Source organism: Klebsiella michiganensis (assembly GCA_000963575.1).
Lineage (GTDB): Bacteria > Pseudomonadota > Gammaproteobacteria > Enterobacterales > Enterobacteriaceae > Cedecea > Cedecea michiganensis_A.
In genome coordinates this window covers 2333922-2348067 of sequence record CP011077.1, presented here as the reverse complement: position 1 = coordinate 2348067, position 14146 = coordinate 2333922, and the positions used below count along the sequence as shown (strand labels likewise).

The 14146-nt window shown below is 47.1% G+C and carries 9 protein-coding genes and 3 pseudogenes; 7 read left to right on the top strand and 5 right to left on the bottom strand.

Annotation, left to right across the window (positions count from 1 at the left end; genetic code table 11):
* The first annotated feature begins 117 nt into the window (after positions 1–117).
* Genes VW41_11045 through VW41_11025 form a run of 5 tightly spaced genes read left to right on the top strand, consistent with a single transcriptional unit; the run spans position 118 to position 3916 of the window.
* Positions 118–573, top strand: coding sequence for a hypothetical protein (locus tag VW41_11045; GenBank protein AJZ89530.1), 456 nt, complete (start codon positions 118–120; stop codon positions 571–573).
* A 2-nt stretch (positions 574–575) separates the two neighbouring features.
* Positions 576–854, top strand: a complete 279-nt coding sequence (locus VW41_11040; protein ID AJZ89529.1) for a PTS maltose transporter subunit IIABC — start codon at positions 576–578, stop codon at positions 852–854.
* Between the two features lie 26 nt (positions 855–880).
* Positions 881–2182, top strand: coding sequence for a PTS ascorbate transporter subunit IIC (locus VW41_11035; GenBank protein AJZ89528.1), 1302 nt, complete (start codon positions 881–883; stop codon positions 2180–2182).
* Positions 2183–2199: 17 nt separating this feature from the next.
* Positions 2200–2838 (top strand): hypothetical protein, encoded by a 639-nt coding sequence (locus VW41_11030; protein ID AJZ89527.1) that lies wholly within the window; start codon positions 2200–2202, stop codon positions 2836–2838.
* A 10-nt stretch (positions 2839–2848) separates the two neighbouring features.
* Complete coding sequence (locus VW41_11025; protein AJZ89526.1) at positions 2849–3916, top strand: ascorbate 6-phosphate lactonase; 1068 nt, start codon at positions 2849–2851, stop codon at positions 3914–3916.
* A gap of 2044 nt (positions 3917–5960) precedes the next feature.
* Here the strand turns inward: VW41_11025 and VW41_11020 are convergent.
* A pseudogene (locus tag VW41_11020) lies at positions 5961–6968 on the bottom strand (hypothetical protein).
* A 745-nt stretch (positions 6969–7713) separates the two neighbouring features.
* On the opposite strand from VW41_11020, the gene VW41_11015 reads away from it, so the two are divergent.
* Complete coding sequence (locus tag VW41_11015; GenBank protein AJZ89525.1) at positions 7714–7926, top strand: hypothetical protein; 213 nt, start codon at positions 7714–7716, stop codon at positions 7924–7926.
* A gap of 98 nt (positions 7927–8024) precedes the next feature.
* On the opposite strand, the gene VW41_11010 is transcribed toward VW41_11015, so the two are convergent.
* On the bottom strand, positions 8025–10004 hold the full coding sequence (locus VW41_11010) for a hypothetical protein (GenBank protein ID AJZ89524.1): 1980 nt from the start codon (positions 10002–10004) through the stop codon (positions 8025–8027).
* A gap of 5 nt (positions 10005–10009) precedes the next feature.
* On the opposite strand from VW41_11010, the gene VW41_11005 reads away from it, so the two are divergent.
* Positions 10010–10243 (top strand): hypothetical protein, encoded by a 234-nt coding sequence (locus VW41_11005; protein AJZ89523.1) that lies wholly within the window; start codon positions 10010–10012, stop codon positions 10241–10243.
* A 14-nt stretch (positions 10244–10257) separates the two neighbouring features.
* Here VW41_11005 and VW41_11000 read toward each other — a convergent pair whose 3' ends face one another.
* The 3 genes and pseudogenes from VW41_11000 to VW41_10990 form a co-directional block, all read right to left on the bottom strand.
* Positions 10258–11439 carry a hypothetical protein gene (locus VW41_11000; protein ID AJZ89522.1) on the bottom strand — a complete coding sequence of 394 codons (1182 nt, stop codon included), beginning with the start codon at positions 11437–11439 and terminating at the stop codon, positions 10258–10260.
* Positions 11440–11576: 137 nt separating this feature from the next.
* A pseudogene (locus tag VW41_10995) lies at positions 11577–11906 on the bottom strand (hypothetical protein).
* Positions 11907–12666: 760 nt separating this feature from the next.
* Positions 12667–13563, bottom strand: a pseudogene (locus tag VW41_10990) (hypothetical protein).
* Positions 13564–14146 lie beyond the last annotated feature (583 nt).

Here is a 14146-nt window from a genome sequence, read left to right as displayed (position 1 = left end):
TTACCTTTCAGCCTGGTTGCGCCCAATTTGTTGACACTCTCCTGAGCGCAAATTGGTTTTTTTTTCGTCGCTCATGCGTATTAGCCTTTGCTCAGAAACATGCAAGGGACACTAGCGATGACGACCGAGATTATTGCCAAAGCGAATATTGAATTGAAAGTCAGGGCGCAAGACTGGCGACATGCCATGCAACTTGCCGGTGATTTACTGACTAAAAATGGTTACACGACGAATGATTACACCAAAGAGATGATCCACGCCGTGGACACTCTTGGCCCTTATATTGTGGTAGCGCCGGGTATCGCGCTGGCACATTCCCGACCGGCTCCCAGTGTCATTAAAACCGGTCTGAGCGTTACGACACTTGTGGAGCCTATCAACTTCGGCAGCGAGGAGAACGATCCGGTTGAGATTGTGTTCGGCCTCTGCGCTACCGACAGCCACAGCCACATCCAGATTATTTCAAGACTGGTGGCATTTCTGGATAACGAAGAAAACATCGAATTCTTAAAGCGCTGCACAAACAGCAGCGACGTCTGGCTCGCCATTAATCGCATTGAAGAAGGGGTCTGAAAATGAAAATTGTTTGCGTATGCGGCATGGGACTTGGTTCAAGTGTGATTGCCAAAATGAACATCGAACAAGTGCTGAAAAAAATGAATCTCTCCGCGACCGTGGAAACCTGCGATTTAGGCAGCGTGCGCGGCGTGCCTGCCGACCTGTATGTCACCACCCGTGAATTAGCCGTCAGCATGCCTGCTGAAGTGCAGAGTAAAACCATCGTGCTGACTAACTTTGTGCGTAAAGTCGAAATCGAAAGCAGCATTGGCGATTACCTCAAAAATCTGGCGTAGAGATCTGCTACAAAAAGGGGATCACGATGAAAGATATTGTCGATTTTATTATTTTCCAACTGCTTGATAAGGCGCCACTGTTCCTCGGTCTCATTGCGATGACAGGGCTGATACTTCAGGGAAGAAAAGTCAACGAAGTCATTGATGGAACGACGAAAACCATCATTGGCCTGCTGGTTATCACCATCGGTTCCGGCACGCTGCTGAAATCACTAACCCCGATCATGGGGAAACTGAACAGCATGCTAGGGATCCAGGGCGTACTGCCAGCCAACGAGGCAGCGTTTGGTGTGGCAATGCTGCATTTTGCCAATGACGTCACCATGACGTTCATTCTCGGCTTCCTGATTCACCTGTTTTTTGTCTGGATCATTCCGTTCAAGCGCTGCAAAAACGTGTATCTGACGGTGCATATCCAGCTATTCCTGGCAACCTTTATGGTGGTTTCCCTGCCGGGCGTTCTGGGCTTATCTGGCTTCCCGCTGATCATCACTGGTGCTGTGCTGTGTGCGCTGTACTGGACGCTTACACCGGCGATTACTCGCTCCCTCGCACAGCACTTCGTTGGCGATGACCTGACGCTGGGTCATCACCAGCAGGTCGGGGCGTGGGTGGCAAGTCGTATTGCGAAAGTGGTTGGTAACCCGGAACAGGATGCGGAAGAGATGAAGTTGCCTGGTTTCCTGGCTATGTTCCGCGACAACACCATTTCGCTCTCATTCCTGATGCCGCTGATTTTCCTGGGCATTGGCCTGGCCGTTGGCGCGGATGGGATTGGTCAACTGAGCGGCAAGACCAACTGGGTTGTCTGGCTCATTATGGAAGGGCTGACCTTTACCGCTGGCGTGGTGATCCTGCTGGTGGGGGTGCGCATGTTTATCGGCTCGATTGTTCCGGCGTTTAAAGGAATTTCCGATCGTCTGCTGCCAGACGCGGTTCCGGCTCTGGATTGCCCGGCGCTTTTCCCGTACTCACCCACAGGTGCAATGCTTGGTTTTATCGCCTCCGTTGCCGGAGCGCTGCTGGTGATGGGGGCAACCATCCTCTTCAAATGTTCGATTATTGTTTTTCCAAGCCCAATCATCATGTTCTTTGATGGCTGCACCATGGGCGTATTTGGCAACAAATACGGCGGGTATAAAGGTGCGCTGGCCGCAGGCTTTGTAACCAGCATCATTGCGCATGCCGGCATAATTCTGCTTTACCCAATGATGGGCTCTCTGTTTGGTTCCGGACTGATGTTCTCCAATATCGATTTCACCCTGGTCTGGTTACCGCTGTTGTATTTGCTGAAACTTGTTGGCACCGCATTTGGTCTGGTGCCGTAACTGTCCTGGAGATGGCTATGAAAATTCAACTGGCGCTCGATTTACTCGACCGCGATCAGGCACTCGACGTGGTGCGCAAAGCGGGGCCGTATGTCGATATTATCGAAGTGGGCACATCTCTACTGAAGCTGTGCGGCATCCAGATTGCCGCGGACATTCGCGCTATCTGCCCGGATAAACCACTGTTTCTCGATATGAAAATCATTGATGGCCCGGAGCGTGAAGCGACGCTGATGTGCAAATGCTCGCCGGAGAACTACTCTATGCTCGCCGTTGCCAGCGACACGGCGGTGAAAAAGATCCTGGCGATTGCCAGTGAAAATAACGCCACCGTGGTCTTTGATTTGCAGTCGGTCCTCAACCCGGTACAGCGCGCGAAAGAGCTCAAAGCGCTGGGCGCCACTCATCTCTGCGTACATAAGAACGCGGATTGTGGTGACAGCCAGGCAGAGGCGTTCCGTGAGTTTCTCGATGTCCGAGAGGCAACGGGTTTGCCTGTCTCGCTGGCGGGGGGAATTAACCTCAACACTCTGCCAAACATCAAAAAACAACTCGATCCGGCCGTCGCCATTGTTGGCGGCGCCATTCTGAATGCGCCTGACTGCCGCGAAGCGGCTATCGCTTTCCAGAAAATTGCCCATCCCAGCGAAGTGTAAGGAGACTATGATGAGTCATGTAAACGAAATTTCCCGCGAATCCTGGGTACAGAATACCTTTCCGGAATGGGGGACCTGGCTGAATGATGAAATCAGCGCCGAGAACGTTGCTCCAAAATCGGTGGCAATGTGGTGGCTTGGTTGTGTCGGCCTGTGGGTGAAAACCCCGGGCAATGCCAATGTCAGCATTGATTTCTGGTGCGGCACCGGCAAGCGCAAAAAGAATCTGCCGGACATGAAACCGAGCCATCAGATGGCCCGTATGAGCGGGGCGCGGATCGCTCAACCGAACCTGCGCAGCACCCCCTTCGTGCTCGACCCGTTCTCCATCAAAGAGATCGACGCGGTGCTGGCCACGCACTATCACGCAGACCATATCGACATCAACGTGGCGGCAGCCGTACTGAAAAACTGTTCTCCGGAGGTGCCGTTTATTGGCCCACAGGCGTGCGTGGATTTATGGATGCAGTGGGGAGTACCTGCGGAGCGTTGTCGGGTTGTGAAACCTGGTGATGTTATCAAAATTAAAGATATGGAAATCGCCGTGCTGGAGTCTTCTGACCGGACGATCCTTATTACGGAACCGCCAAAACCGCTGGCAGATGACGGGGCGGCTATCCCGGATATGGATTTGCGTTCGGTGAACTACCTGCTGAAAACCCCGGGTGGTAACATCTATCACTCAGGCGATTCTCACTACTCCAATATGTACGCTCAGCATGGCAAGCAGCATAATATCGACGTCGCGCTGGGTTCGTTTGGCGAGAATCCGATAGGCATTACTGATAAAATGACTTCCGTGGACATCCTGCGAATGGGCGAAGCGCTGCGCACGAATGTGATGATCCCGTTCCACCACGATATCTGGTGCAACATGCTGGCGGACACCAACGAAATTCTGACGCTGTTCGAAATGCGTCGTCATCGCCTGCAATATCAGTTTGTGCCGTTTATCTGGCAGCCTGGCGGTAAATTTACTTACCCGCAGGATCTTAATCGTCGCATATACCAGCATCCGCGTGGCTTCCCGGATATTTTCGAGGCAGAAACGGACCTGCCATACCCGTCCTTCCTGTAATGCACTGATATTGAGAGCTGGCACCTTAGGTGTCAGCTTTTTCAGGGGGCAACATGCAGCTCGACCACCTGGCCGTAGAGATCCTGAAAAAGGTGTCTACCGAGCCGGGGATGTCCATCAAGATTCTCTGTGAACGCATCGGCTTGCCGCAGCGTAATTTCTATTATCGGCGTACGCGGATTAACAACTGGCTTTCAGCCCAGGGTTTTACGCCACTGATTTGCGATGCGCAGCGGGGCGTGCGCGTTGCCGACAATGAAGCTGCCGGGATCTTACGTCAGCTTGGAGTGATTAACACCCGGCACTACAAACTCAGCGCCGACGAACGGCGCGTCAATCTGCTGCTTCATCTAGCCTGCCGTATCCATCCCGCTTTTACCCAGCATATCAGTGAACTTAACCGCGTGAGCCGCAACACCACGCTGGATGATATCGCGCTGCTTAAACAACAGCTTCAGCCGCAACAACTGATACTCCGAGTCGATAAAAGGCAAGGATATCGCCTTGAAGGAAGCGATCTCTCTATCCGTCTGGCGGTGCAGCAGATGCTGCACCACGCGCTAAAATATTCCGATTATCAGGCAGAGGCCCGCATTGCACAGATTCTATTTGGGCAACTGACTATTGCTGGGCGGGATGAATCCCGGGTGCGTCAGGTGATGGACGCCCAACTTAAACAAACAGAACAGCTGCTGCACCGGACATTTAGCGACAAGGACAGGCGCGCGCTGCATTACATGTTGCTCTTCACGCTGCTGGACACGCTCAATGGGCACTATCCCGAGTTCTCCGTGGTTCAAACGCGCTTTTTGCGTGAGCAAGAAGAGTGTGAAGTTGCCGCCAGTCTGAATGCGGCGCTTGCCCGCGAACTGAATCTGGCGGAAATATCAGGCAACACGCTGTTTATTTCACTGCTGCTTTCTACCAGTAAAAAAATCACTCTTATGGAGGGCGAAAAGGGGGGGAATAGCAGGCTGATGGCAACCGTTCGGCACCTTATCGTACAGTTTCAGGCATTAGCCGGTGTCTATTTACAGGATGCGGAACAGCTGGAATTGCGGTTATTTTCGCACCTTGGTCCGGCTATCCATCGCTGTCTTTTCGGTATGCACAGTGAAAATGTGCTGCGCGAGGAGATCCTTCAACGCTACCCGCTGATTTTCCGCCTTTGTCGGCAGATTATTGTCACCCTGGAGCAAGAGTATCAGGTGGCATTTTGCGACGATGAGCTCAGCTACATTGTTATCAGTTTCGCGGCATGGATGGACCGGCGGCCTGAGACGGCTGAACAGCATATTTTATTGGTCACTGAAGGAGGGCTTTCTTCAACGGCAATCCTTGAAAACCAACTTCGTAACCTGACTGTGCTACCCATGCATATCGAACGAGTCTCTGCCAGCCAGTTGCTGCAGCAAGGCGTAGGAAGTCACGTTCGTCTGGTGGTGAGTACGATTGCGTTAAACTGCCCACTTCCTGCTGGTGTGGGTTTTATTCAGACTCAACATATGCTCAGCGAAAGCGAGAAGCAGCAGTTGCGCCTGATGCTGGAAAATAACATCGAACTGACTGGGGTATCAGCCCTGGTTGAGTCGCTGGTCGCTTCCGTAACCCGACTTGTGCCACAACAAAAAGAACCGCTGCACGAGGAATTCAGTCATATCATCAGCCAGTTTATTCAGAAACAACAACGCCGGGTAGTGGCCTCATCCCAACCAGGCGCCGAACGCTTCCCCTTTGTTAATTTTACCTCCCGCCATTTGTCATGGCAGCAGTCGATCCGTAAGGCGGCGCAGCCGCTCAGGGAGAAGGGGATCATTGATGCGCAGTATGTGCGTAATATGGTCAAACAGATTGAGGATCACGGCATCACCACTTATCTAACCCCGGATATTCTACTGCTACATGATGCGCCGCCTGCTGGTGCGACCGAGGGGGCGCTTTCGCTGCTGAAACTGAAATATCCTCTGCATTTTGAACTATCCGAGCTCTCGCTCACCCCCAGGTTGATTGTGATTTTTGTGCCAACTTCAAATCTTTCACATATTCAATTGCTGGAGGAATTCAATGCATTAATCAGTGATGACAAGAGACTTGAGCAATTGCTCAACGCCGATTCACTCTCCCAGGTTAAATGTTGTATTCATGATGGTGCCGTTTGGTAGGTTGGGCAATCTCAATTGACGCGTTGTCTCTTTTTCTGGACCTGCGGGGAGCATCCAGCCCATGGGCGGACCTACTGTTATCAACTATTCCGGCGGGATCAATTTCATAAATCCGGCCATAGGTGGAGTAGGGTAGTAGACACACTTGGCCCCAGATCCGGCAGGATAATGCCCACCAGCTATGTACTTGCCGATGGCCATTCGACGGTATTCGCGGTCCTCAATCAGATAGCGTTATTTATCGGGCTATACGGTCAGGGCTTTTGATACCCGGCGGGGCATTCGCCCGGGAAATTTCGCATCAAGATCATCGTCTAAGGCCGGCGGCCGATGCGCGTTAAAATCATGCCAGGGGGCTTTGGCAAAGCGTCGGTTGTAATCCGCCATGTATTCTTCCGCAAATACATTTTGTATCAGCTAGCCAGTACAAGGCCGCCGGTAACAAAGCTGATGAATTTTAGGTGCGCGCTGTCTGCGTGGGATCCTGAGTCCGGCTTTTATCCCGAGACGTCGGATGGTTTCCTTGCCAGGGAACAGACCGCGAATGTCCTTCAGATTTTGCCGCGCCTGCGGTCGGTCCTGAATCGGGACTGTATTCCCGGATGATATTGCCAGCTCAGTCAGTGACGCGGGCAGCAAGCGGAATCCAATGCGAGCGCGGCTCTGATGGTTTATGTCAGGCGGGACAGACTGACGATAACTTTCAGCAGGCCGCGGCAATGGTGCGGCGTAATACCGAGCATGTTCGCAGCCTGGCCAGGATGCGGGTTACGGTCGATGACATCCCGAAGAATTTTGAAGCAGTCGATTTCTTTCACGGGGAACATCCCGGCGTCATGTATCGCGACGGGAAACGCGGATCGGACAAAGTGAGTCGTTGGGCCGGGCATACAGACCGGAGGAATCAGCCACAATTAAACAGTAATATTGAGCTACCATGACCTTGGTGCGCATAATGTATATTATGTTAAATTACCTACAATGATAAATAAGTTCATAAGACATTTCCACTAGCTGATTAATCAATACGTTAGAATTTTGGATCCCCTCTCGTTTCTTGCATTAGGTACAGAGTACATTCTCTTCATATCCGTAGTAATTATGGGGTAAACGTCGTGTATTCAGTAAACCAGTTGGCTATCTCAGGCTGCAAACGGCAATGGATCCTGATGGACACGGAAACCTCTCTGCCGTTTCTGTATCCACTCAGATACTACATTGACCATCTGGCTCACCGCTCATTGTCAACGCAGTTAGCTTCACTGCAATCTGTGAAGTTTTTTTACGAATTCTGGAATCAAAAGTATGGTGTCTCGTAGCGAAATGCCTTCATTTTGGCTGTATCAGGAAAATGGCCACAACGTCCAGTCAGATGTGTTGTCTTTAACAAGAGCCACCAAAGCCAGTAGGCAAAGCCCCGACACATAAAAGTGCCACGTAATGGACTTGGAGTCGTCTGGCCCCCTTGAGATTGGGTAGCAACCTTACCCTCTCACCTTATCGCGCTCGCCCGGTTATGTTAATACACCCTACCCCGGTGACGCTAAAAAGCAATCTACAACCTTTCGTTACGGCAGCCAGTACGGCAGCGACGACTGGCAACGGTTCTGTCGGGCCAATAATCTGGCACCGAGCATGAGCCGGCGTGGCAACTGCTGGGATAATGCGGTGGCCGAGTCGTTCTTCAGTTCGCTGAAAAAAGAACGGATCAGAAAGCGTATCTATAAAACCCGGGATCTGGCCCGGGCCGATATCTTCGATTACATTGAAATGTTCTACAACCGGGCCCGGCGGCACAGTCATCTCGGCGGCGTCAGTCCGGAGGCCTTCGAACAAGCCTCGTCGTGAGGACAGAAACTGTCTACCGGAGCTTGGTCACTCCAGCCAGCAGCGGTTCAGCAGGAGGATGTGGCGAAAAATATCAGCTCACCATCTGCCCAGTCTACCTAAGACTTCCCCAAAAGCTCATGCACACATTGGTGCATCGCATTACCGCTCCTCACAGAGATAGCGGGTAGCTTGCGTGCCTGACTCGGCACAATCGGAGAGTCGTCTAGATTGAAAAGCCATACCTTGATCTTGCCATATTCCTGTTGGTTTATTGCCAGACTCATTTCGTCATAGCACCATGGGCTCTGAGCATACTGACGGCTCCAAAGAACTGCACAAACATCGCTGCGAAGAACCGCTTGCTCGATGGTTGCTGTGATCATCTGATCTGATCTGATTTCGTCGTCACCAACCAAGACCTCAATACCCTCTTTAACTAGGGCTGCACGTAGTTCATTCGCTATTACTGAGTCCTGATGAGCAAAACTAATGAAGACCACTTTTGGACGCTCTGGGCAGGAGCTCGGCTGCATTCGATCCAATATCAGACGATTAGCGATCTCAATCGTATGCTCTATGCCATCAACGTCGCACAAAACGCTAGGATCAAATCCCGGATTAAGCCGCGACCAATCACGTCGCTCATATGAGCGACGTGCGACTCCACCAAGAAATGCGAATGGAATGATCGGAAGGCCTTTGGCCTCAGCAAGATGCAATAGTGTGCTAGCCGTTTGGGAAATTTTCCCTCCCAGAGCAACAACTACATCAGCCTTTTCCAGCGCTTGTATCTGGGCCAAAAACCAAGATTGGAACCAGACATCGCCCTCATTGCCCTCTGGGCCAGGGTAGTTCCAATCCTGGATTGCTAGGCCTGGCCGTCCAAGTGTTTTGCGTAGAAGACATCGCTTTTCCTCGACCGTTGAATGTGTGGGACTATGGAACTGGATTACTCCACCACACTTAGCGTCCGCATAACCCATTGCTGTGTAATAGTCGACCGAATCAGGGAACGGGCTACATACTAATAGCTGCGCTCCCGCTTTCGCGAGAACATGACCAAGGGTCAACGATACCTTGTGCAAGCGTGGGAGTTCAGCATCTACATCAGCGGTCTCACCGGTGCGACCACCTATGACAAACACTGATTTCACGCGAGAATCAAGCGGAACATCCGATTCTGAAGAAGATATGACATGTGCCAATTCTGCCTCTGATCCAAACAATCCAGCTTGGACAGTATGAATAAAAAAAGAAACAGCGTTCCTAGCAGACAAATCTCTAAACTTACCTTTAGCGGCGCCCTCAATTTTTTCTTTTCTGGCGTCAGCGTAATCAGAAATGCCGCGAATAGCCACGGCTCGTGGGGCTGGAGTGCGAACAGTCGCAGCATCATGCACACCTGCCGACTCCATTTCTATGGCCGCAACTTTACGATCATGTTCGCGTAAGATCCAATCAACAAATCCCTTGCCTTTACCTACTGCAGGGCCGCTGGCCAGTTTGCGATCATCCCCGGCAAAGAGCTTACAACAACCGCGTAGGATCAGGCCTCTACTAGCAAGGGTTAGTTCGGCCTCTTCTGAAATGAGATCAGACCTGAAGGTTTGCGTATTTTGCTGCCACCGATTGTAATAGTCTTTACTGGTGTGTGCGAAGAATTGAAACCTATTGAGCAGTCTCAAGGAGGTTGGAAATAGGTTACCTGATGTAGTAAATCTCCAGTTCTTACTCTCCCCAATGGCCGCAGAATTTGCCATATACTCGTTAACCGTGTCCGGTATAAATACATCGCCAGGCTCCATGTCGTTTGCCAGCGAGCCTGCTATACCCAGCACCACGATGTTGGCAGGATTGAGTTTTTCGATAAGTACAGATGTAAGACTAGCGGATCGAATGTTGCCCATCTTCCCAGCCGCGAACACCGCCACTTCGAAGTTTCGGTCAAGTGCAGGCGAGGCGATATTGCCGAAGAAACCTGTTAGAGTAACATCTGCCAACTCTTGAGATTTAAAATCTGGCCCTAGCATTTCTATGACTACATCGAACTCCTCGCTTAAAGCTACGTAAAGCAGGATATCGATACTCTTATCCATATCTTGTGACCTTCATAATGTTAATTTGTATGGTGGAGCCAGCGCCCACTGCGACGTTTTTCACCGTAAAAGGTGACATCATAGATCACACGCTTGCGACGAAATTCGTCAGCGGAAGTTCTTGTTTCGGTTTCGCGGAGCATATTGATGCTCTGTTCGCTAGAGAAATTCATCTTAACTGTGATGACCTTACATTGATGATGAAAGTATTAGCAATGTCACTGTCTACCAATCAATAGAGAGCACACTGAGTTCATATCCAGATGTTAGCGATACCTGATCTAATCGCTGAAACTATAAATTTTGCAGAAAGCAAGCATCCTATTCGATGAAACGAATCCCCTTTATTTTTACCACCATCATCAACAACTGATTTAGCTGCAAAAAAAATAGTTCTTTTACTAGCATTCCTGGCCGCTTCATAAACAGAGTAAACTTCCATATCAAAACCAGTAAGCTTACGTTGCCCAACTGCGAGCGATGAGGTATTTCCTTCTTCAGCTATAACAGCACTACCGCTACTGATAATAGCATCAGTAACTATTTTGCATGTTACTCTTTCTTTACCTGAGGGAAATTCTGACCTCGTAGGGTTTAGGTCCATTTCTAGTTTTGATGCAAGTATGCCAGATGCAACTTCGACTAATTTATTATGTACTTCAACTTCAAGCTGTACATCATAATGCTCCGATTTAAATCCTTCAGTGCTCCATTTTCCAACATCATGTTGGTGGCAACATTGGGGAATTAATAAATCATAAATTTCTGATTCCCCAACAACACCACCACATATACCACTCATACAAATCAGGCGTGGTTCAAATCGTTCCAATGCCAGTGAGGCTGAAACTGCAGAAGCAACCAATCCCATTCGATTTGGTTTTACGATTACTGCATTAATATCCCCAATCTGAACTTCACGGCATAGCAAGCCAGAGATAGGGGTAACCGGTCCCCAGGAGTCAGTTAACCCTTCAAACGCGAGAGCCTCTTTTTCAAGAGCACATAAAATAACCACATCAAATTTTTTGGCGGGCTGAGCTGCAAGTAATTTTAACTTAAGTGCCTCTTTCCATTTTCCATGACTATTGAAGTGAATTACATTAATATCGACAATGTTTAGTTCAGAAACAATATCTCCACTCCCCAAGGCGTGTTGTGTCAGAACAATTGCAGGTGTTTTAAATGATTTGCTTCGATAGTCACGTGTAGTTGAAACTAAAGATTCATAATGATCTTCTACCGTATTATCTTTAGATGATCGAGGTACCATTAGATCTAAAAGTATTAGATCAAATTTTATGTGGGCAACAGTGATTGAATAGCCTAGCCAGTTTTTCTCTCGAGTGATTTTTGCATTAGGAATAACTTCCATTATATGTGAAAATATCAATTCGTACTTTGTATCTTCATCCTCCAATATCAGAATATTCATAAACCCCTCAATATAATACTCATTTCATTTTTCCATTGCTTGTCATTTTCTAGATAGCGTATGCAACCTGCAACTTCAATACCAAATTTTTCAAGTATTGTAGCTTTAGCTAAATCTACAGGTATTGGAAAACTTTCAATTTCTATGTCTGGATACTGAGTTAAAATAATACAATGCGTCTGATCCTGACTGAACATTATTTCAAACAAAACATCTAGCCCTCCAGATGAAAGCGGGATAGGTGAACCAGCACCAGCCTTAGGATCATGGCTATGAATAGACATATCGATAATAGCCAAATGAAATTGTTTAGTGGACAAAGATGCAGTAGCAGAAGCCAGTGCATGACACTCACATATTTTTATTCTGTCTTTAAAAAAATCAATTAAGTGGGATTTAATACCCTCCATCTTAAACTGGTCATCTTCTACGATAAGACAATTAATATTGTTAATGTTCGAGGGCATAGATAAGCCTCACTTGAACCTCTTTGTTAATGACTTGGTATTTATCGAGTTTAAAATCACTCCTACTGTTTTCTAGAAGTAAAAGTTTCGATATCCCACTTTTTTTGTCATACATGTTAGCATTCCGAAAATCAGCGCTTTTCCTTGTTTCAATGCTTTCAGATACTTCAACTGGGTCATCTGTAGGTTTTATAGCCGAAGAAATCTCAATGACTAAACTTTTAACTTTTCCAGGAATTACTTCAAATTTTCGATTGAGTGGACGGCTGCGGTCCGCATATTTGGCTGCATTGCTAACAATGATGGCTAAAGAATCATAAATAAGGTGATAAAAATTACCAACCAAATCAATTTCTTCATTACTGTGATCGGCATCTTGCGGATTAAAATCAGGTATCGTATCTTTAATCTCAGCTACAGTTGCTTCAAATAATAGTGATACTGATGCCTTTGGTGCTACGATTGATGGCCTTTTGAACCAGCCAAGCATGGTGATTAATTTTCTATCTATAGATAACTCTAACTCTCTTCTAAAAGAATCTGCCAGTTTATTATCGACCATGGCTGCGGCTGGAAAGAGTTCTTCTGACAAAAAACCTTCGTTTTTTAATGGGTTTTGTTGAGATTTTAAATAATGCACAACTGGAATTAAATCGAGTTCTGCTAGACGCCAGCAATAATCAATTATGGTAGGGCAAATATCTGCTGTTGATATTGTTTCAGCGTAATTTTTACTTATATTATGCACAGCGGCGGATAATACATCTTGTTTTGAGACGTTATAGATATCAGGAGTTAACAGACCCAGTGGTTTTATTTTTGATTGTACATGTAGACGTTCAGCTATTATCTCTTCAATCGCCTCATTGTACGCATTCTTCCAATAACTCCACTTGAGAGAAAAATGAGGATTTGAAAAAAGTCTTTTAAATTTAGCCGATTTTTCCAACCCATTGATAACGCTTGAAAACATATGCCCATGAAATGTACCATGACGAATGCGCCGACCTATATATGAAGCAATGCCAAAAACAGGGTTAGAACAAAATGCGTTGTAACTTTGAGTAACAACCATTGATAGTATTGTTTCATCACAGGTTACAGTTACACCCTTTTTCCCTGCGCCAGTAGAGTTAAGCGCACCATTTAACTCCAGCATCATTTCATCCTCTATCCATGAAATGAAACGCATTGGATCAACATATATTCGATGGTCATCAATTTCGTTCCTTACTCTATTTATTTGATGATCAATCCTTACAGCTCGAGCTCGTTGAAGGTAATATTCATCGCCACCTTTGAACTCAGCCATCCATTCATGTAACGATGCGCGGATTTCTGGTATATCAGCTCGATGAGGAGCAAGTTTCGTTAGTTTTGCAAGAAAGTCCTCAGTGGCAATGTCATAGATATATTCTGCAACATACGGGTGTGTTTTATCATAATGCTTGACCAACTCAACTAACGAGCCATTATGATATTTAAAAGCAATTGATTCCAACTGTTTTCTCAACATAAAGTGATCAAGTTCATTTTTACTGCGCTTAGCTAACAAAAGTAGAAAAATTAATTTTACGAGTTCATCTTTAGCTAATTTTGCCGCAGTACGTGCTGCATTAACAGGAATGGTTCTTGCTAAGTCTCGTGTTAAGCCCATCAGTATGAATAAATCATGGCTATTGAAACCAATCTGACCTTCAGATACTTCAAGCCAATAATTAAAAATTGCAGAACGAGATAAACACCCAGAAATTTCCAATTTTGCCAAGCTAGAGTAACTATGAGATGTAAACTGTTGACCAGATACAAGAATGCTCGGATTTGTTTCTCCAACCCATGAGCTAAGTTCTGTTCTTATGTTTTCAGGCAGTTTATCGATATTTTCGTTTGATGAGTCATAGTAATTATCAATCAGTGCACGGTATTTTTGCATTTGATGATATTCTAACCATGCGCTTGATTGCTTATAAAAGATGTTTTCACTTTCATTCGATGAAGATTGATATGTTTTAATCAAAGCTTCAAATAGATCATCCCTACCAATTGCATTTGAGATTGCTGATAATGTTGGATAACTTTCGATTTTAAAGAATATGCTATTGAATTTAGCTAAAATTATGCCATCAATTAAGGAGCATTTAATGGCTTCTTTTAAATATCCAGCCAAATCATCACAGGATATTGCAAAAGGATGAACACTTAGCTTTGAAATAGTTCGAGTATAACGATTTAGTCCTCCA

Excerpts from the sequence above, each read along its gene's own strand:
- VW41_11045 (AJZ89530.1), top strand. The coding sequence starts at position 118 with ATGACGACCGAGATTATTGCCAAAGCGAATATTGAATTGAAAGTCAGG.
- VW41_11040 (AJZ89529.1), top strand. The coding sequence starts at position 576 with ATGAAAATTGTTTGCGTATGCGGCATGGGACTTGGTTCAAGTGTGATT.
- VW41_11035 (AJZ89528.1), top strand. The coding sequence starts at position 881 with ATGAAAGATATTGTCGATTTTATTATTTTCCAACTGCTTGATAAGGCG.
- VW41_11030 (AJZ89527.1), top strand. The coding sequence starts at position 2,200 with ATGAAAATTCAACTGGCGCTCGATTTACTCGACCGCGATCAGGCACTC.
- VW41_11025 (AJZ89526.1), top strand. The coding sequence starts at position 2,849 with ATGAGTCATGTAAACGAAATTTCCCGCGAATCCTGGGTACAGAATACC.
- VW41_11015 (AJZ89525.1), top strand. The coding sequence starts at position 7,714 with ATGAGCCGGCGTGGCAACTGCTGGGATAATGCGGTGGCCGAGTCGTTC.
- VW41_11010 (AJZ89524.1), bottom strand. The coding sequence starts at position 10,004 with ATGGATAAGAGTATCGATATCCTGCTTTACGTAGCTTTAAGCGAGGAG.
- VW41_11000 (AJZ89522.1), bottom strand. The coding sequence starts at position 11,439 with ATGAATATTCTGATATTGGAGGATGAAGATACAAAGTACGAATTGATA.